The sequence below is a fragment of the Rhodococcus sp. 2H158 genome (assembly GCF_053764755.1).
Genome location: NZ_JBSNCE010000005.1, coordinates 59,875 through 77,805, shown reverse-complemented (window position 1 = coordinate 77,805; position 17,931 = coordinate 59,875). Strand labels below are relative to the sequence as shown.

Sequence of the window (17,931 nt, the reverse complement as noted above, 5' to 3'; positions counted from 1 at the left end):
ACGGTCGAGACCTACCTCACAATCTCTGATTCGATGGGATCCCCATCGACGACGGTTCTCGACAGCCGATTATTCCCTGCCCGCATTTGGGCCGCATCACAGAGGGTCGTGTACACGCCTCCGGCGTGCCGCAGTGCGTCGTGCGATCCGGTCTCCACGATGCGCCCGCCGTCGACCACGACGACCAGGTCGGAGCGTGCCGCGGTGGCCAGCCGGTGGGCGACCACCACGGCGGTGCGGCTGCGGGTCACCGACTCACCCGCCGCGAGCACCGCGCGTTCCGTGCCCGGGTCGAGCGTCGCGGTGGCCTCGTCGAGCAGCAGCAGGTCCGGATCGACGAGTTCGGCCCGGGCCAGCGCCACGAGCTGACGCTGCCCGGCGGACAGGCCCTGCCCGCGCTCGCCGACGGGATGCAGCATGCCGCCGGGCAGACCGGCGATCATGTCGAGGGCCCCCACCGCGCGTGCGGCAGCCTCGATGTCCGCGCGGTCCGCGTCGGGCCGCCCGTAGGCGATGTTGCTCGCGACGGTGCCGGTGAACAGGTGCGCCTCCTGCGGGACGACGCCGAGCCGGGCCCGGTACTCGGGCAGGCGATACCCGCGCAGGTCGACGTCGTCGACCCGCACCGAGCCGGACGTCGGATCGTAGAACCGGGCCAGCAGCTTGACGATCGTGGACTTGCCGGCGCCGGTGCGGCCGACGAGCGACACCGTGGAGCCGGCGGGGAAGTGCAGGTCCACGCCGGTGAGCGCGTCGGTGTCGGCCCCCGCGTAGCGGAACCCGACGTCGTCGAGGCGCACGTCGCCGCGCAGGTGTCCCGGGACGGGCACCGTGCCGGTGCCGCCCGTCTCGAGGGAACTCTCGGTGCGCAGCAGGTCGCCGATCCGGCGCAGCCCCACCCGGGCCTGCTGGTAGCCGTCGAACACCTGTGACAACTGCTGGATGGGACCGAACAGCAGGCCGAGGTACAGCACGAATGCGACGAGCACGCCCGCGGTCGTCGCCCCGGAGGCCACCTCCCGGGCTCCGACGAACACCACCGCGGCCAGCGCGAGGTCGGACAGCAGCGCAATGAACGGGAAGTACAGCGAGATGGCCCGCTGGGAGCGCATCCGGCTGCGCCGGTACGCATCGGCGCGCTCGGCGAACCGGCGCGCCGCGAACTCCTCCCGGCGGTACGCCTGGGCCGCCCGCAGCCCGGTGACGTTCTCCTGGAAGTCCGCGTTGACCAGGGAGATGCGTTCGCGGGAGACCGAGTACGCCGTGGACGAGACCCGCCGGAACCACAGCGTCGCCGCGAGCAGCGGCGGCACCACCGCCAGGGCCACCAGCCCCAGGGTGAGGTCGGTGGCGAGCAGGGCGACCGAGATCCCGACCAGCGTCAGCACGCTCACCACCGCGGTGGACAATCCGGTCTGGATGAACGACGAGAGCGCGTCGACGTCCGTGGTCATCCGGGTCATGATGCGGCCGGACAGCTCCCGCTCGTAGTAGTCCAGACCCAGCCGCTGCAGGTGCGCGTAGCTGCGCACCCGCAACCCGAACAGCACCCGCTCGCCGGCGCGGGCGGTGAGCACGGTGAGCACCGCGACCACCAGCAAGGCCAGGATCGCCAGCGCGGCGCCCACGGCGGTGGCCGCCCACAGCCGCGCGGGTTCGCCCGGAGTGACGCCGCGGTCGACGGCGTAACGCACGATCGACGGGAACGCGATCGACGTCAGCGACTCGACCGCCAGGCACAGCACCACCGCCGCAAGCAGCCACCGCACTGGCCGCAGCGTCCGGGAGAGGCGGAACTCAGGGTCGGGTCGCCGCAGCTGGGCAGTGTCCAGCCCCGGTTGCTCGGTGGCCGGAGGCAACGCCTCGACCGCCCGGCGCAGCGCCGGCGTGGGTGCGATCGACCCGAGGGCGCCGCTCATCGGACCGCCGCCGCGGCCGCCCCCGCCCGCCCCCGCCTGCGGCGCGGCCGCGCGGACCACGGCCGGATCGGAGTCGGGCGCCGCCTCCGGCCACAACGCTTCGACGCCGTGCCCGTCGGTGCGCTCCGGCTCCGGCGTCTCATCCTCGGCGCCACTGAGCAGGGCCCGGAACAGGGCGTTGCGCGCCTCGAGCTCGTGGACGGTTCCGGAGTCGACCACGCGACCGCCGTCGAGCACCGCGACCCGGTCGGCGAGCGACAGCGTGGACCGCCGGTGCGCGAGGATCAGCGTGGTGCGCTTCGGGCGCGCCCGCAGCGCCGCGAAGATCGCGGCTTCCGTCTCCGCGTCCACCGCGGAGGTCGCGTCGTCGAGGATCAGCACCCGGGGGTCGAGCAGCAGCGCCCGGGCGAGCGCGACGCGCTGCCGCTGCCCACCCGACAGCGTCAGACCGCGCTCCCCGACGACGGTGTCGTACCCGTCGGGGAGCGCCTCGACGAACTCGTCGGCGCACGCCGCCCGCGCGGCGGCGCGGATCTCCTCGGCGCTCGCCTCGGGCCGGCCCAGCGCGATGTTCGCCGCGATCGTGTCCGAGAACAGGAACGGTTCGTCGAACACCAGGCTCACCGCCTCGCGCAGGTGCTCGGCGCGCAGGGCGGCGACGTCGATCCTGTCGCCGTCGGCGGTGGTGACGTACACGGCGCCGGATTCGGGGGCGTAGAACCGGGGCAGCAGCAGCGACATCGCCGTCTTGCCGGAGCCGGCGGAGCCGACCACTGCGACGGTCTCGCCCGGCGCCAGTTCGAGGTCGAGACCGTCGAGCACGGGCCGGCCGGGCTCGAAACCGAACGTCACCGCGTCGAGGACCAGCCCCAGCGGCCCGTCCGGCAGCGGCACCGGATGCGGCGGGTCGGCGACGTCGGGCTCGGTGTCGATCACCTCGTACACCCGCTCGACCGCGGCGCGGGAGAGCTGCGCCATGATCACCACCGAGAACAGCGTGCGCGTCGTCGCGGTCATCGTCGCCAGGTAGGCGGCGAACGCGAGGAACGTGCCGACGGTGACGGTGCCCTGCAGGGCCAGCCAGCCGCCGAGCGCGATCACGGCGACGAGCCCGAGTTGCGGGATGGCCCCCATCGGGGCGGCGAACGTGGCGTTGATCCGGGCGGCGCGCATGCGCTCGGCATAGAGGGCACGGCCGTGCTGTTCGAGCTGGTCCACGGCGCGGGCCTCCTGCCCGAACCCCTTGACCACCCGCACCCCGGTGACGGTCTCCTCCACGTGCTGGGCCAGGTCGGCCGCGCGTTGCTGCGCCGACCACGTCGCCGCGAACAGCTTGGGCCGGACGACGGCGACCACCCCGGCGATCACCGGGACGGTGACGAGGGCGACGAGCGTCAGCAGCGGCGAGAGCACCGCCATGATCACCAGCGCCAGCGCGAACTGCAACAGCGCCCCGGCCGACATGGGGACCATCGCGAGCAGGCCCTGGACGAGTTGCAGGTCGGTGATCGACCGCGACACCACCTGCCCGGTGCGGATCTGGTCCTGGCCGCGCCCGTCGAGCCGTTGCAGCGAGGCGAGCAACCCGAGCCGCAGGTCGTGCTGCACGTCCAGCGAGAGCCGGCCGGCGAGCATCCGCCGGCCGTACTGACACCCGAACCGCACCAGCGCGCCCACCGCGATCGCCGCCGCCGCCAGCCCGATCAGCTGCAGGTCATGGCCGTCGGGGTGGGTGGCGCTGTCAAGCGCCAGCTTGGTCAGCAACGGGAACGTGATGTCGATCAGTGCGGCGACGACGGTGACGGTCAGCGCGCCGAGCGCGACGCGGCGATGCTGCCAGGCCTCCGCGCCCAGCCGACGGATCCAACCGGGGGAACGCGCGTCGTGTGCCATCGTCTTCCGACATTAGCGCCGGCCGGGGACACGGGAGGATTCTGCGAGAACCGCCGTCGGACTCAGACGATGTCGCGGGTCCGGGTGCGCCACCAGCCGAGGCCGCAGATGAGCGCGGTCCAGCCGAGCAGCCCCAGCGGCGCCGCCGGCCACGTCACGGCCGGGTCGACCTCCTCGGGCAGGTCGATGACGGTGAAGACCGTGTACCAGGTGAGCTGCCCGGGCAGCAGCCGGGCGAGTGCGCCCGCCCCGAGGCCGTCGAGGATCAGCGAGACGATCAGCTCCCCGAACGGGATCCAGGCGGTGATCGCCAGGACGCTGCCGGCCGTCGACCCGGTGAGCAGGCCGAGCCCGGCGCCCATGAGGGCCCACAGCATCGCGGCGAACAGACCGGCGCCGAGGACCGCGGCGACACTGCCCGCACCCGAGCCGTCGCCGGCGAGACCGCCGCCGAACATCAGGATGGTCAGCATCGACACGGCCTCGACCACCACGCAGTACAGCAGCCCGAACGCGACCGCCGTCGTCAGCTTGGCGGCGATCACCCCGTCGCGGCCGCGGGTGGTCAGGAAACTGGTGACGATGGTGCGGTGCTGGAACTCGCTGCCCGTGTTGACCACCCCGAACAGCGCTGCGAACAGGAACACCAGCGCGAGCGCGACGGTCACCCCGATCGCGGCGGCGGCGGTCTCGGCGAAGCTCTCGCCGACGAGGCTCTCGAGCGTGCCGAGGATCGGCAGGGTCAGAGCACCGGAGAACAGGCCCACCACCACCGGGGCGATGCCGAGGATCCACCAGTAGCGCAGGCCCAGGACCTTGCGGAACTCGGCCGTCAGCAATGCGGTCATCGGGGTCCTTCCCAGCCGGTCGGCGGATGCGGTTGCCCGGGCGGGAACGGCCCGGGCGGCGGGAACTGTCCCGGGTACGGCGGCTGCTGCGGGGGCGTCGGCCCCTGCATGCCCCACCCCGGCGCGGCCCCCACGTACTGCCCGGCCGTCATCGCCAGGAACACCTGTTCGAGGTCGGCGTGCTCGACGCTCGTCCCGAACACGGTCACGCCGTGCCCGGCGGCGAGCGCCGCGACGCGCTCGGGCTCCACCCCGACGATCGCGAGCCGGCCGTCCGGCTGCACCTGCGCGTCGGTGTGGCCCGCCGCGGCCAGCGCCGTCGCCAGGCGGGCCGGGTCGGAGGCGGCGACGAGGACCCGCGCGCGGTGCGCGTGCCGCAGGTCCGCCGTCGTGCCCTGGTGCACGAGCATGCCGCGGCTGATGATCACCAGATGGTCGGCCGTCTGCTCGACCTCCCGCAGGATGTGGCTCGAGATCAGCACGGTGCCCCCGGAACGCGCGTAGCCGAGCAGGAAGTCGCGCAGCCAGGCCATGCCTTCGGGGTCCAGGCCGTTCGCCGGTTCGTCGAGCACGAGGTAGCGCGGTTCGCCGAGCAGCGCGGTGGCCAGGGCCAGCCGCTGCCGCATGCCGAGGGAGAACTCGCCGATCCGCCGTCGGGCGGCCGCGCCGAGCCCGACCAGATCGAGAACGCGCCGCACCCGGGTCGCCGGCACGCCGATCGCGGCGGCGTACACCTCGAGATGGGTTCTGGCGGTGTGCTTGGGATGGAAGCTCTGCGCGTCCAGCACCGCACCGACCACTCGCGCCGGCTGCGGCAGCGAGGTGAAGGGCATCCCGTCGACGAGCGCGACACCGGCCGTCGGGCGCACCAGGCCGAGCAGCATCCGCAGGGTCGTCGTCTTCCCGGAGCCGTTCGGTCCGAGGAATCCCGTGATCGATCCCGGCGGGACGGAGAACGACAGGTCCGACACCGCCGGCACGTTGCGAAAGGTCTTGCTCAGCCCCTGCACGGCGATGCCCGGCGGCGGCGCGGCCGCGTTCGCGTACCCGGCGCCGGCGACCGGCCCCGTCGGGAACGGCGCTGTCATCGATACCCTCCCTGGTGTGGGCCCCTGCTCGGACCCCGCGAGCCTACGTGCCCGGCGCGGCGGACCGGGAGAAGGACCGGTCGAGGAACGGAAGCACCACTTCGAGGAATTCGCTCGGGGCGTCGAGCTGCGGGCAGTGCCCGGCGTCCGGAATGATCGCGACCCGTCGCCGGGCCCCGGTGTTCACCCGGCCCGCGGCGCGCGCCGGGGTGATCAGATCCCGCTCGCCCCACACGAGCAGCGCCGGCACGGTCAGGGAGTTCACCATCTCGGGAATCGGCAGCCGGCCCAGTTCGGGGATCACGGCCCGGCCGACGGCCAGCATGGTCTCGATGCTGCGCCGCGTCGCGTAGTTCGCCGCGAACGCGGTGCGCGTGTCGACGCCCAGGCGGTCCGGGCGGTGCAGCGCCGCGCGGGTGTAGAGGGCGGCGACGGCGAACTGCACGAGCGCCGGCGGCACGGGCCGGGACAGCGCGCGCGACACCATGTCCAACGGCAGCCGCGCTCCGCCCAGCCAGCTACGCGGTATGCCGGCCATCCCCGGCATGTCGGCGAGTACGACGCCGTCCACCCGGCGCGGGTACGTCGACGCGAACGCCAGCGACGTCACCGCTCCCAGCGAATTGCCGATCAGCGCAACCGGATCCCGGCAGTCGGCGATCACGTCGGCGACGGTGTCGACGTAGTGGTCCAGTACCGGCGCCCGCCAGTGCCCGGCGCTCCGGCCGAACCCCGGCAGGTCGACGGTCAGGACCCGGTGGCGCTCGGCCAGGGCCGGGGCCACCTTGCACCAGGTGCCCCCGTGGTCGGAGTATCCGTGCAGGAGGACCAGGGTGCGCGGGCCGGATCCGCTCTCGCGCACGAACACCTTGCCCGCGGACATCTCACCAGCCGGTCAGGGGAGAGGACAGCGCCTGCCAGTTCGGATCGCCGTCCGGCCCGGTGGCCGGTCCGGCGAGCGGCGGACGCTTCGCCGGCCACTGCGCCGGCGGCGGGCCGAACGCATCGCGCGCGTTCGCGATGACGCGCTTGCCCAGCGCGCGGTTGCCCACGCCGCCGATCGCGGCACCGATCCCGGCCGGCACCAGCTTGCCGAACACGAGGGCGCTGCGCTTGGCGAGGTACTTGCGGACGAACGTCCGCGCGAGCGACTTGTTCACGGACCTCAGCTGGGCGCCGGGGATCTTGCCGGTGATCGCCGACGTCCACGTCTTCGCGGTCGTGCCCGTGGCCCGCTCGACGATCTCCATGCCTGCCTCGCCCAGCGCCACGGCGAGCACGAGGGCGCGGCGCTGCTCGTGCTCGTGCGGTTCGATCCCGTGCACCGACGCCACCGCAAGCGTCAGCAGCGCGGCGGCCTCGAGGAAGAACGCGGTTTCGGCGCCGACCGCGGCGATCGATGCGAGCGTGCCGAGGCCGGGAACGGTCGCGGCGGCGCCCGCCGCCGTGCCGCTGCCGGTGACTCCGTTGAGGAAGATCTTCTCCAGCCGCCCGATGATCTGCTCCGGAGTCTCGCCGGGATGGGCGCGCCGCGTCAGTTCGACGTAGCGCGCCACCGCGGGCGCCTGCAGCCTGCTGCCGTTGTCCAGGAGCGTGACGAGATACTTCTCCACGCGTCCCACCCTGTCGGTCATCGTTCCGTCCTCGATCCTCCCGGCCCTCCCGGGCCTGCATGCGCCGCCGTGAGTCCACGGCTGCTCACCCCGTGTACCCCATGGGCGTGTCCTCTATCCCTGTTTACCCTGGGACCGTGACCGGCATCTCGGACGGTGCTCGGCGGCGGCCCGCCCCGTCGCTGCGTCCCTACGTGCGCGGTTACGACGGGTACCGGCTGACGGGATTCGCACCCGGCACCCACCTCGGCCTGCCGTCCCCGGACCTGACCGTCGTGCTCACGATCGGCGCTCCGCTCGAACTCGCGCGGGCCGCCGCACCGGGCCAGGGGCCCGGCCGGTTCGGTGCGCTCGCGAGCGGGCTGGCCACGACCGCCGTCACCATCGCCCACGACGGCAACCAGCACGGCATCCAGCTCGCACTCACCCCGGCGGGAGCCCGGGAGCTGCTGGGCGTGCCCGCCGGTGCGCTCGGCGCCTGGGTCGTCGACCTCGAGGAGGTGCTCGGCGCCGCCGCCCGCGAGCTCGGCGAACGGATCGCCGCCACCGCGGGGTGGGAGAGCCGGTTCCGGGTCCTCGACGAGGTGCTCGGCCGGCGGCTCGCCGCCGAGCGCGGCGAGATCGACCCACACCTGCGCCACGCGTGGCGCAGGCTGCAGGACCCGCGTTCGCCCGGGCCGCGGATCACCGATCTGGCCGACGAGATCGGCTGGAGCCGAAGGCATCTGACGTCGCTATTCACCGCCGAGTTCGGGGTCGGGCCCAAGGAGGCGGCACGGGTGATCCGGTTCGACCGGTCCCGTCGGCTGCTGCGCAGCCCCGGGCCGCACGTGCTCGCCGACGTGGCCGCCCGGTGCGGGTTCTACGACCAGGCCCACCTCGCGCGGGAATGGCGCGAGATCGCCGGGGTCCCGCCGTCGCGCTGGCTGCGCGACGAGCAGTTCCCAATCGTCCAAGACGGCGACCCGGCCGTCGACGAACACTGGCAGACATGACCACGACAGCACTCACCACAACCGTGTGGCCCTGCCTCTCCTACACCGATGCCCGGGCGGCGATCCGCTTCCTCGTCGACGCGTTCGGTTTCACCGAGAACGCCGTCTACGGCGACGGCGAGCGCGTCGACCACGCCGAGCTGAGATGGCCGCACGGCGGCGGCGTCATGCTCGGCTCGGCCGGTCGGGGCGGCCCGATCGAGACGCCCGCCGACGCCGGCTGCATCTACCTCGTCGCCCCCGATGCCACCGCCGTCGACGCGCTGCACGAACGCGCCGTGGCCGCCGGCGCCACGGTCGTCGTCGCCCTGCACGACACCGACTACGGCTCGCACGACTTCACGTGCCGGGACCCGCAGGGGGTGTACTGGAGCTTCGGAACCTATCCGGGCGCGTGAGTCACGCGCCGTGAGCGGCCGGCACCGCCTCCTGCGCCCGCGGCGGGGGCGGTGGTGTGCCGTCACCGAACGGCTTGCCGCCCAGCTCTTCCCGGCCGTGCGGCGTCAGCCATCCCCTCGGGTCGGGGCCCTTCGGCACGATCTGCGTCGGATTGATGTCGGCGTGCACGATGTAGTAGTGCTCCTTGATCTGCACGAAGTCGATCGTGTCGCCGAAGCCCGGCGTCTGGAACAGGTCCCGGGCGTACCCCCACAGCGCGGGCATCGACGAGAGCAGACCCCGGTTGCACTTGAAGTGCCCGTGGTAGACGGCGTCGAAGCGGGCCAGCGTGGTGAACAGCCGCACATCCGCCTCGGTGATCGTCTCGCCCACCAGGTACCGGCGGGAGCTCAGCCGTTCCTCGAGCCAGTCCAGCCGCGCGAACAGCCGGTCGAACGCGCGGTCGTACGCGCGCTGCGACCCGGCGAACCCGCACCGGTACACGCCGTTGTTGACGTCCTGGTAGACGAGCTGGGCCACCTCGTCGATCTCGTCGCGCAACGGCTCCGGGTAGAGGTCGGGGGCGCCGTCGCGGTGCAGCGCCGTCCACTCCGTGGAGAAGTCCAGGGTGATCTGCGCGTAATCGTTGGTGACCACCCGGCCGGTGGGCACGTCCACGACGGCCGGGACCGTGATGCCCCGTGGGTACTCGGGGTCCCGGGCGAAGTACGCGTCCTGCAACCGCGGGATCTGCAGCACCGGATCCATCCCGCCCGGGTCGAGATCGAAGGTCCAGCTGCGCTCGTCGTGCGTGGGCCCGCACAACCCCAGCGACAGCGCGTCCTCGAGCCCCAGCAGCCGGCGCACGATGAGCGTGCGATTCGCCCACGGGCAGGCGCGAGCGGCGATCAGCCGGTACCGGCCCGCCTCCACCGGATACCCGTCGCGCCCGTCGGCGGTGATGCGCGTGGTGATGTAGTGCGTGTCGCGGCTGTACTCGGCGCCGGGCGTGACATACCCGTCACTGTCGCCTCCGGAGTGCTCGTTCACAGGGCTCCCTTCGCTCGGTGCGGCCCGTTCAGACGCTAGCCGGTACGGCCACCGAGGTGTGGGTACCCAGTTCGGTATATCCCAGCACCGCGGCCAGGCCACGGCCCGCGGTGTTGTCGCGCCGGGCCCGCCACTGCGGGATCAGCCCGGCGTCGAGCGCGTCGTGTGTCGCGAGCGTCGCGACCGTCGCCGCCAGACCGATCCGGCGGTGCTCCGGCACGGTCAGTGCCGTCACGTCCGCCAGGATCGACTGCACCTCCCGGTACACCGCCCCCGACAGCGGCCGGTGGTCGTCGTCGAGCAGCACGAACGACGAGGCCTCCCCGTTCACATTCTCGAGTCCCGCCTCGGTCGCGTCGTCGGGTGGGCAGCGCCGCAACAGCTCCGCGAGATCGTCGACCTCGTGGGAGATCAGCGGATCGCGGACCCGCGTCGCGTCGACCCAGTCGGGGCAGTAGCTCAGCGCGTGGCTGCGCACCGCGCGGCCGCGGGTCAGGTCGAGCAACGCCGACGCGTCCAGCTCCGCATCGGGCACCGCCGCGACGGCCTCGACCGCCCAGCCCGGACCCACCACCGCGGTGGCCTCACCGAGGCGCAGCACCCGGACCAGCGCGGACGCGTCGTCCACCCGCGTCACCCGTCCCGGGGCGGCGAGTGCTCCGTCGTCGAGCCCGAGTTCGCGGCACCAGGCCAGCCGCACGATGTCCAGGAGATGTCCGTCCACGGCGCTACCGTAGACGCCTACGAGCGGAGGACGTGCGGGTGGAGACCGAGACAAATCCGTGGCCGGCGCTGTGGGCGCTGTGCCTCGGGTTCTTCATGATCCTGGTGGACAGCACCATCGTGGCGGTCGCCAACCCGGCGATCATGCGGGCGCTGGACACCGACATCAACAACGTCGTGTGGGTCACCAGCGCCTACCTGCTGGCGTACGCGGTGCCGCTGCTGGTCACCGGCCGCCTCGGCGACCGGTTCGGCCCGAAGCGCGTCTACCTCGCGGGCCTGGTGCTGTTCACCGCCGCGTCGCTGTGGTGCGGGTTGTCCGGCACCGTCGCCGCCCTCGTCGTCGCCCGGGTCTTCCAGGGCCTCGGCGCGGCCCTGATGACCCCGCAGACGATGGCGATCATCACCCGCACCTTCCCGCCCGACCGGCGAGGCACCGCGATGGGCCTGTGGGGCGCGGTGGCGGGGGTTGCGACCCTCGTGGGCCCGCTGGCCGGCGGTGTCCTCGTCGACAGCCTCGGCTGGGAATGGATCTTCTTCGTGAACGTGCCGGTCGGGATCGTCGGTTTCGTCCTCGCGGCGCGGCTGGTCCCGGCGCTGCCCACCCATCCGCACCGGTTCGACCTCCTCGGAGTGCTGCTCAGCGGCGCGGGCATGTTCTGTCTCGTGTTCGGTATCCAGGAGGGCAACTCCTACGACTGGTCCACTCCCGTGTGGGTGCTGATCGCCGCCGGGGTGGCGCTGCTGGCGGTGTTCGTGTGGTACCAGTCCCGGGGGCGCGGGGAGCCGCTCGTTCCGCTCGGCCTGTTCCGCGACCGCAACTTCTCGCTGGCCAACATCGGCATCGCCACGATGGGCTTCTCGGTCACCGCGATGGTGCTGCCGCTGATGTTCTACGCCCAGGGCGTGCGCGGCTGGACACCCACGGAGTCGGCGTTGCTGATGGCCCCGATGGCGGTCCTCACCGGCGTGCTCGCCCCGATGGTCGGGCGGCTCGTGGACCGGACCCATCCGCGCTACATCGCCGGCACCGGATTCGCGCTGCTCGCCGTGTCGCTGGCGTGGCTGGCCGCGGTGATGACGCCCGACTCCCCGGTGTGGCAGCTGCTGCTGCCGATCGCCCTAATGGGCGCCGCGATGGCCGGCATCTGGTCGCCGCTGGCCGCCACCGCGACGCACGACCTGCCGCCGCATCAGGCGGGGGCCGGGTCGGGTGTCTACAACACCACCCGGCAGGTCGGTGCCGTCCTGGGCAGCGCCGCCGTGGGTGCGCTCATCACGTCCCGCCTCGCCGTGCACGGGTTGGCCGGCGGCGGTGCCGGCGAGGGCGGGACGACGGCCCTGCCCGAGCCGGTGCGCGCGCCGTTCGCCGCCGCCATGGCCGAGTCGACGCTGCTGCCTGCCGCGGTCCTGCTCGTCGGCTTCGCCGCGGCGCTGTTCTTCGCGCGGCCCGTGCGCACCGAGCCGGCGCCGAGACCACCCCTCGAGGAGCGCCGCACGCTCGCCTAGTGTGGCGCGCATGACGCAGACCACACATCCCACCCGCCTCGAGCGCCACACCACCGCGGCCGGTGCCGAGGTCGCCGTGCTCACCGTCGCGCACGGCACGCTGAACCTGTTCGACCGGGCCCTGTTCGACGCCGTGATCGCCGACATCACCGCGCTCGTGGCCGCGCCGCCGCGCGCGGTACTGATCCGCGCGGAAGGCAAGGTCGTCTCCGGCGGGGTGGACGTCCACCTGTTCGACGGCCTCGACGCCGGGCAGGGCGCGCAGCTGTGGCAGGACCTGTTCGCGCAGATCATCCACCCGCTCGAGGCCCTGCCGTGTCCCGTGGTGTTCGCCGCGCACGGGCTCACCCTCACCGCGGCGTTCGAGATCTCCCTCGCCTGCGACATCGTCCTCGCGGCGCCGGGCGCGAAGTTCGGGCTGGTGGAAACCGTCGTCGGTCTGACCCCGTCGATGGGCGGGCCGCAGCGGCTGGCCGAGCGTGCCGGCTCCGGCCGCGCCCGCGAGCTGGTGATGACCGGCGACCTCTACGACGCCGAGACGCTGCGGTCGTGGGGCGTGGTCAACGCGGTTCACGAGGACGTGGACTCCGCCGCACGCGCCCTGGCGGACCGGCTCGCCGACGGCCCCACCCGCGCCCACGACGCCACCAAGCAGATCATCGGCGCGTGGCGGTCCGGTGGCGTCGCGCACGCCGACTCGGAGACCCCGGACGTCTCCGGCGCGCTGTTCGGCACCGACGACCTGAAGGGTGCCGTGCGCAGTTTCCTCACCGTCGGCCCGGGGAAGGCGTCGTACACCGGAAGGTGAGCCGATCCCGCCCCCAACTGTGACCCGCGCCATATAGTGCAGGCACACGACGAGGCGGAGGTGACGATGTCGGTGGCGGTGGTCCGGGTTTCGTGCGCAGCGGGGTGGTTCCGCGACGAGCGTGTCAGTCGCCGACTGGACGGTGTCCTGCGGTACGAGGACCTCGAGCCGTGCCTGGCCGAGCTGCTCGACCGCAGCGCGCTGCGGCACTCCGCCCGCGTCGCCGCCGTCGACCGGGCCGGCAACGCCCTCACCTACGGGCAGATGTGGTCGTCGGCGGCCCGCGTGGCCGGCGGCCTGCTCGATCAGGGCGTGGGCCCGGCCGACCGGGTGGTCGTCCACTACCCGAACGGATTCCGCTGGCTGTACGCGTTTCTCGGGGTGGTCCTCGCCGGTGGGGTGCCGGTGCTGCCGGATCCGACGTGCAGCGATCCGGAACTCGGGTGGATCGCCGAGGACAGCGGCGCCGTCCTGACCCTCGACGGAGAGCTGCCCGACGGAGTGGCGTTCCTGGACGAGGGCGCCGCGCCGGACGAGCTCGCGGTGCTGTACTACGTGCGCAAACGCGGCGGGGGACTGCACGGGGTGGAGCTGACCAACGAGAACATTCTCTCCACGATCGAGGCCGTGGTGCACGCGATGGACCTGACCGCGGAGGGGGCGCGCACGGTGCTCACCGCACCGCTGTCCACGGCGGCGGGCAGCGCCGTGCAGCTGTTGCCCACCCTGGCGGCCGGCGGCACCGTCGTCGCCGCCGGGGCCCGGGGGGTGCGGGTGCCGTGGCGGCACCTGCGCGCGTCGTTCCCCGCGGCGAGGTGCGTACGCGGCTGGGGGGTGGCCGAGACCGGCGGCATCGGGCTGCTGCTGCCCACCGACCAGCGGGCCGCGCACCCGCGCAGCGTCGGAGTTCCGTTCGGCGGCATGGAGGTCGCGCTCCTCGGCCCGGCCGCCGATCAAGGCGTCGGCGAACTGCTGTGCCGCGGTCCCAGCGTCGCGCGCCGCTACTGGAACGACCCGGAATCGACCGCCGAGACCTTCGACGACGGCTGGTTCCACACCGGCGACCAGGTGCACATCGACGGGGACGGCTTCGTCACGCCCGTCGCCGTCCGCGTGTCGTGACACGGCGGTGGGGCCGGTCCGCCGCCGTCGGGTTCGGTTGCGGTATAAGCGAATGGACCGCGGCCCGCGCGGTCGGCAACCGAATCCTGTGAAAGGTGTGCGCGCATGTCCGACGAGGTCCTGCTCGAGCGTCGCGGTCGAATCCTGGTGATCACCATCAACCGGCCCGAGGCCCGCAATGCCGTCAACGCGGCCGTCAGCCACGCCCTCGCCGCCGCCGTCGACGAACTCGACGCCGATCCCGACCTGTCCGTGGGCGTGCTCACCGGTGCGGGTGGCAACTTCTGTGCCGGCATGGATCTCAAGGCGTTCGTCGCCGGGGAGAACGTCGCGGTGCCGGGCAAGGGCCTCGGCTTCACCGAGGCGCCGCCGCGCAAACCGATCATCGCCGCCGTCGAGGGCTTCGCGCTGGCCGGCGGCACCGAACTCGTCCTCGCCACGGATCTCGTGGTCGCCGCCGCGGACGCCAGGTTCGGCATCCCGGAGGTCAAGCGCGGACTCGTCGCCGCGGGCGGCGGCCTGCTGCGCCTGCCCACCCGGATTCCGTACCAGAAGGCGATGGAACTGGCGCTCACCGGCGACGCGTTCACCGCGGAGGAGGCCCACGGCTACGGCTTCGTCAACGTTCTCACCGAGCCGGGCGGCGCGCTGGAGGGCGCCCTGGCCCTCGCCGAACGGATCACGGCCAACGGCCCGCTCGCCGTGGCGGCCACCAAGGAGGTCATCGCCAAGGCCGCCGACTGGCCGGCGGACGAGGCCTTCGACAGGCAGCGCGAGATCGTCGGCCCGGTGTTCGTGTCCGAGGACGCCCGCGAGGGCGCGACGGCGTTCGCGGAGAAGCGTTCCCCGGTCTGGAAGGGCCGTTGACGACCCGCGTCCCTTCCGCGCGGCCGCGGAAGGGACGCGTCGACGAAGGAGGATCGTGCTCGCCGAACTGCACGTCCACATCGAGGGCACCCTCGAACCGGAACTGATCTTCGCTCTCGCCGAGCGCAACCGCGTCGCGCTCCCGCACGCCGACCTCGCCGAACTGCGCAGCCGGTACGAGTTCACCGATCTGCAGTCCTTCCTCGACCTGTACTACGCGAACATGCAGGTGCTGCGGACGGCCGAGGACTTCGCCGATCTCGCGCGGGCGTACCTGCGCCGGGCGGCGCAGGCCGGCGTGACGCGGGCCGAGTTCTTCTTCGACCCCCAGGCGCACACGAGCCGCGGCGTGCCGCTGACGGAGGTGGTCGAGGGCCTCGCGGACGCCGTCGCGGCGGGCCGGCGAGAATTCGGCGTCGATGCGGCGATGATCGCCTCAGTCGTGCGGGACCGGCCCGTGCACGAGGCCGAGGAGGTGTTCGGGGAACTGCTGCGCCTGTCGGCTCCGATCATCGGGCTGGGCCTGGACTCTGCGGAGGTGGGCTATCCGCCGTCGCTGTTCGAGGACGTGTTCGCCCGCGCCCGCGCCGAGGGCCTGCACACGGTCGCCCACGCGGGTGAGGAAGGCCCGCCCGAATATGTGTGGCAGGCACTGGATCTGCTCGGGGCCGAACGCATCGACCACGGCATCCGCTCCCTCGAGGACCCCCTCCTCGTCACGCGCCTGGTGGACGAGCAGATTCCGCTCACGGTCTGTCCGCTGTCCAACGTCCGTTTGCGCGTGGTGGATTCGCTCGAGCGGCATCCGCTGCCGCGCATGCTCGAGGCGGGTCTGCTGGTGACCGTCAACTCCGACGATCCGGCGTACTTCGGCGGGTACGTCGACGACACGTTCGCGGCGCTGCGCGATCGGCTCGGGCTCACGTCCGATCAGCGGGAGACGTTGGCGCGCAATTCGATCGCGGCGTCCTTCGGCTAGCCCGCGGTCTACGGGCCGAGCCCGCGGTCTACGGGCCGAGCACGCGGTCCAGGTACGGGTTGGCGAAGGTGCGCTGCGGGTCGACGCGGTCGCGGACGGCGAGGAAGTCGTCGAATCGCGGATACGTCGCGCGCAGGTCGGCCGCGGTGCGGCCGTGCATCTTGCCCCAGTGCGGCCGTCCGTCCACGGCGCGGGCGATCGCCTCGACCGCATCGAAGTACGCCCGGTGCTCGCGCCGGTGGTACTGGTGCACGGCGAGGTACGCGCTGTCGCGGCCGTGGGCCGTCGACAGCCACACGTCGTCGGCGGCGGCGAAGCGTACCTCGACGGGAAAAGCGACACGGAAGTCGTTGCGGGAGAGCCACGCATCGATCTCGGTGAGCACGTCGGTCACCGAGTCGGCGGGTACGGCGTACTCCATCTCCCGGAACCGGACCCGGCGCGGGGAGGCGAAGACGCGATAGCTGCGGTCGACGAACTCCCGCGGCGACAGCGTCCGGGCGGCGAACTCGTTGAGCCGCGGGATGATCGCGGGGGCACGGGTCGCGACGCGCTGGACGACCTCGAACATGCCGTTGGCGAGCACCTCGTCGTCGACGAAACCGCGCACCCGGCCCACCGGGGCGCCGGGCGCGTCGGCGGGCAGCCGGGTGTTGCGCTTGGTGAGCACCCGGTCGGTGTGCGGGAACCAGTAGAACTCGAAGTGGTCGACGGCGAGCCGGTCGCGCTCGAGCACGGCGAGGGTGTCGTCCAGCGTGCCGGGCGCCTCCGCGGCGTGCAGCGCGAAGGCGGGCACGCACTCGAGGGTGATCGTGGCGAGGACGCCGACGGCGCCGAGGCCGAGCCGGGCGGCCTCGAAGAGTTCCGCGTGGTCGTCGGGGGAGCAGTGCACGACGGAACCGTCCGCGAGCACCACGGTGGCGGCGCGGGCGACGGTGGCGAGGCCCCCGAATCGCGCGCCGGTGCCGTGGGTGCCGGTGGACATCGCGCCGGCGAGCGACTGCACGTCGATGTCCCCGAGGTTGGGCACGGCCAGACCGTGATCCCACAGGAGCCGGTTGAGGTCCCGCAGCCGGGTGCCGGCCCGCACGGTGACGAGCGCACCGGCGGAGGTGGGCCGGACGTCCTCGATGCCGGTGAACCGGTCGAGGGAGACGAGCACGCCGTCGGTGACGGCGACGCCGCTGAACGAGTGTCCCGCCCCGACCGCCTTGACGCGCAGGCCCCGCTCGGATGCGCGTGCGACGACGGCGGCGATCTCGTCCAGGGATTCCGGAGTCTCGTACGCGCGCGGCGTCGCGGATTCGGTGCGTGCCCAGTTGCGCCAGGTGGCTGCGGGACGGTCGGTGGCCATGGCGCAATCATCGACTTGGACGGCCGTCCAGGTCAATAGGCGCCGACGGATCCGGACCGGGTTCTACGATCGGAGGCATGCTGAACCGGTTGCCGGCGGACCAACGTCGAGCCCAACTCGTCGAATCCGCCCTCGCGCTGGCCGAGGGCGGCGGTCTCGGGGCCGTCACCGTGCGGGCCGTCGCCGAGCACGCCGGCGTATCGCTCGGGGTGGTGCACTACTGCTTCGAGAGCAAGGAAGCCCTCGTCGCCGCGATGGGGGAGACGCTGGTGCTCCAGCTCAGCCAGGCGTTGCGCACCGCCTTCACCCTCCCGCAGGACGGGCCCGACCCGCAGGGCCCGCGCGGGCTGCGGCAGCTGCTCTACGTCGGGATCAACGGGATGTGGCCGACGATCGAGGCGACCGCCGACCGTCAGCTGCTCACCTACGAGATCACCACCTATTCGCTGCGCCACCGCGCTGCCGGCGAGCCGCTCGGCGGCAACATCGCCACCGAGCAGTACCGCATCATGGATGTCGAGGCCCGGGCCTTCCTCGAGGAATGCGCCGCCCGCACCGGCACCGAATGGGTCGAGCCGGTCTCGACCGTCGCCCGCCTGGCGCTGGCCATGCTCGACGGCCTGGTCCTGCGGTGGCTGGTGGATCGTGACAGCGACGCCATCGTCACCGAACTCGACGACATCGCCGCGATCGTCGCCGGCCGGGCCGTGGAAACGACCTGAACCTGGACACAGGTCCAACTCGGTGCTTGACTGGCCGCGACGACCCGACCTGCCGTGGATTGG

Annotated in this window: 16 protein-coding genes; 8 read left to right on the top strand and 8 right to left on the bottom strand. The window is 72.8% G+C overall.

Features of this window, described 5'->3' with window-relative positions; all coding sequences use genetic code 11:
- Positions 1 to 11: 11 nt before the first annotated feature.
- The 5 genes from ACWPOB_RS06235 to ACWPOB_RS06215 form a co-directional block, all read right to left on the bottom strand.
- A complete protein-coding gene (locus ACWPOB_RS06235) occupies positions 12 to 3,812 on the bottom strand; it encodes an ABC transporter ATP-binding protein (protein WP_455400253.1) in 3,801 nt (1,266 codons plus the stop codon).
- A gap of 62 nt (positions 3,813 to 3,874) precedes the next feature.
- Positions 3,875 to 4,660 (bottom strand): ABC transporter permease, encoded by a 786-nt coding sequence (locus tag ACWPOB_RS06230; protein WP_455400252.1) that lies wholly within the window; start codon positions 4,658 to 4,660, stop codon positions 3,875 to 3,877.
- The gene (locus ACWPOB_RS06225) at positions 4,657 to 5,748 is read right to left on the bottom strand and encodes an ABC transporter ATP-binding protein (RefSeq protein ID WP_455400251.1); all 1,092 of its coding nucleotides are present in this window, start codon (positions 5,746 to 5,748) and stop codon (positions 4,657 to 4,659) included. The genes ACWPOB_RS06230 and ACWPOB_RS06225 overlap by 4 nt, the downstream gene beginning before the upstream one ends.
- Before the next feature lie 43 nt (positions 5,749 to 5,791).
- Positions 5,792 to 6,631: an alpha/beta fold hydrolase gene (locus ACWPOB_RS06220; RefSeq protein ID WP_455400250.1), complete on the bottom strand. Its 840-nt coding sequence runs from the start codon at positions 6,629 to 6,631 to the stop codon at positions 5,792 to 5,794.
- Position 6,632: 1 nt separating this feature from the next.
- Positions 6,633 to 7,382, bottom strand: a complete 750-nt coding sequence (locus ACWPOB_RS06215; RefSeq protein WP_455400249.1) for a hypothetical protein — start codon at positions 7,380 to 7,382, stop codon at positions 6,633 to 6,635.
- Between the two features lie 116 nt (positions 7,383 to 7,498).
- On the opposite strand from ACWPOB_RS06215, the gene ACWPOB_RS06210 reads away from it, so the two are divergent.
- Together ACWPOB_RS06210 and ACWPOB_RS06205 are read left to right on the top strand one after the other, a co-directional pair.
- Positions 7,499 to 8,356, top strand: a complete 858-nt coding sequence (locus ACWPOB_RS06210) for a helix-turn-helix domain-containing protein (RefSeq protein WP_455400248.1) — start codon at positions 7,499 to 7,501, stop codon at positions 8,354 to 8,356.
- A complete protein-coding gene (locus ACWPOB_RS06205) occupies positions 8,353 to 8,754 on the top strand; it encodes a VOC family protein (RefSeq protein WP_455400247.1) in 402 nt (133 codons plus the stop codon). Before ACWPOB_RS06210 ends, ACWPOB_RS06205 begins: the two co-directional genes overlap by 4 nt.
- A gap of 1 nt (position 8,755) precedes the next feature.
- Here the strand turns inward: ACWPOB_RS06205 and ACWPOB_RS06200 are convergent, their stop codons facing one another.
- Together ACWPOB_RS06200 and ACWPOB_RS06195 are read right to left on the bottom strand one after the other, a co-directional pair.
- Entirely contained in the window at positions 8,756 to 9,784 is a 1,029-nt protein-coding gene (locus ACWPOB_RS06200) for a glutathione S-transferase family protein (protein ID WP_455400246.1), read from the bottom strand.
- Positions 9,785 to 9,812: 28 nt separating this feature from the next.
- The gene (locus ACWPOB_RS06195) at positions 9,813 to 10,508 is read right to left on the bottom strand and encodes a GNAT family N-acetyltransferase (RefSeq protein ID WP_100057786.1); all 696 of its coding nucleotides are present in this window, start codon (positions 10,506 to 10,508) and stop codon (positions 9,813 to 9,815) included.
- A gap of 38 nt (positions 10,509 to 10,546) precedes the next feature.
- Here ACWPOB_RS06195 and ACWPOB_RS06190 point away from each other — a divergent pair, with 38 nt between their 5' ends.
- The 5 genes from ACWPOB_RS06190 (at position 10,547) to ACWPOB_RS06170 (ending at position 15,792) form a co-directional block, all read left to right on the top strand.
- Entirely contained in the window at positions 10,547 to 12,016 is a 1,470-nt protein-coding gene (locus tag ACWPOB_RS06190) for an MFS transporter (RefSeq protein WP_455400245.1), read from the top strand.
- Positions 12,017 to 12,026: 10 nt separating this feature from the next.
- Positions 12,027 to 12,824 carry an enoyl-CoA hydratase/isomerase family protein gene (locus ACWPOB_RS06185; RefSeq protein WP_006938708.1) on the top strand — a complete coding sequence of 266 codons (798 nt, stop codon included), beginning with the start codon at positions 12,027 to 12,029 and terminating at the stop codon, positions 12,822 to 12,824.
- 66 nt (positions 12,825 to 12,890) lie between these two features.
- Positions 12,891 to 13,946 carry a class I adenylate-forming enzyme family protein gene (locus ACWPOB_RS06180; protein ID WP_455400335.1) on the top strand — a complete coding sequence of 352 codons (1,056 nt, stop codon included), beginning with the start codon at positions 12,891 to 12,893 and terminating at the stop codon, positions 13,944 to 13,946.
- A gap of 105 nt (positions 13,947 to 14,051) precedes the next feature.
- The gene (locus ACWPOB_RS06175) at positions 14,052 to 14,813 is read left to right on the top strand and encodes a crotonase/enoyl-CoA hydratase family protein (RefSeq protein WP_006938704.1); all 762 of its coding nucleotides are present in this window, start codon (positions 14,052 to 14,054) and stop codon (positions 14,811 to 14,813) included.
- A 55-nt stretch (positions 14,814 to 14,868) separates the two neighbouring features.
- Complete coding sequence (locus tag ACWPOB_RS06170; protein WP_455400244.1) at positions 14,869 to 15,792, top strand: adenosine deaminase; 924 nt, start codon at positions 14,869 to 14,871, stop codon at positions 15,790 to 15,792.
- A gap of 28 nt (positions 15,793 to 15,820) precedes the next feature.
- On the opposite strand, the gene ACWPOB_RS06165 is transcribed toward ACWPOB_RS06170, so the two are convergent.
- The gene (locus tag ACWPOB_RS06165) at positions 15,821 to 17,146 is read right to left on the bottom strand and encodes a D-arabinono-1,4-lactone oxidase (RefSeq protein WP_455400243.1); all 1,326 of its coding nucleotides are present in this window, start codon (positions 17,144 to 17,146) and stop codon (positions 15,821 to 15,823) included.
- Positions 17,147 to 17,223: 77 nt separating this feature from the next.
- Here ACWPOB_RS06165 and ACWPOB_RS06160 point away from each other — a divergent pair, with 77 nt between their 5' ends.
- Positions 17,224 to 17,868, top strand: a complete 645-nt coding sequence (locus ACWPOB_RS06160) for a TetR/AcrR family transcriptional regulator (protein ID WP_100058334.1) — start codon at positions 17,224 to 17,226, stop codon at positions 17,866 to 17,868.
- The last annotated feature ends 63 nt before the right edge of the window (positions 17,869 to 17,931 follow it).

Bases quoted from the DNA above. Each gene is read 5' to 3' on its own strand.
- ACWPOB_RS06235 (WP_455400253.1), bottom strand. From the start codon at position 3,812: ATGGCACACGACGCGCGTTCCCCCGGTTGGATCCGTCGGCTGGGCGCG.
- ACWPOB_RS06230 (WP_455400252.1), bottom strand. From the start codon at position 4,660: ATGACCGCATTGCTGACGGCCGAGTTCCGCAAGGTCCTGGGCCTGCGC.
- ACWPOB_RS06225 (WP_455400251.1), bottom strand. From the start codon at position 5,748: ATGACAGCGCCGTTCCCGACGGGGCCGGTCGCCGGCGCCGGGTACGCG.
- ACWPOB_RS06220 (WP_455400250.1), bottom strand. From the start codon at position 6,631: ATGTCCGCGGGCAAGGTGTTCGTGCGCGAGAGCGGATCCGGCCCGCGC.
- ACWPOB_RS06215 (WP_455400249.1), bottom strand. From the start codon at position 7,382: ATGACCGACAGGGTGGGACGCGTGGAGAAGTATCTCGTCACGCTCCTG.
- ACWPOB_RS06205 (WP_455400247.1), top strand. From the start codon at position 8,353: ATGACCACGACAGCACTCACCACAACCGTGTGGCCCTGCCTCTCCTAC.
- ACWPOB_RS06185 (WP_006938708.1), top strand. From the start codon at position 12,027: ATGACGCAGACCACACATCCCACCCGCCTCGAGCGCCACACCACCGCG.
- ACWPOB_RS06180 (WP_455400335.1), top strand. From the start codon at position 12,891: ATGTCGGTGGCGGTGGTCCGGGTTTCGTGCGCAGCGGGGTGGTTCCGC.
- ACWPOB_RS06175 (WP_006938704.1), top strand. From the start codon at position 14,052: ATGTCCGACGAGGTCCTGCTCGAGCGTCGCGGTCGAATCCTGGTGATC.
- ACWPOB_RS06165 (WP_455400243.1), bottom strand. From the start codon at position 17,146: ATGGCCACCGACCGTCCCGCAGCCACCTGGCGCAACTGGGCACGCACC.
- ACWPOB_RS06160 (WP_100058334.1), top strand. From the start codon at position 17,224: ATGCTGAACCGGTTGCCGGCGGACCAACGTCGAGCCCAACTCGTCGAA.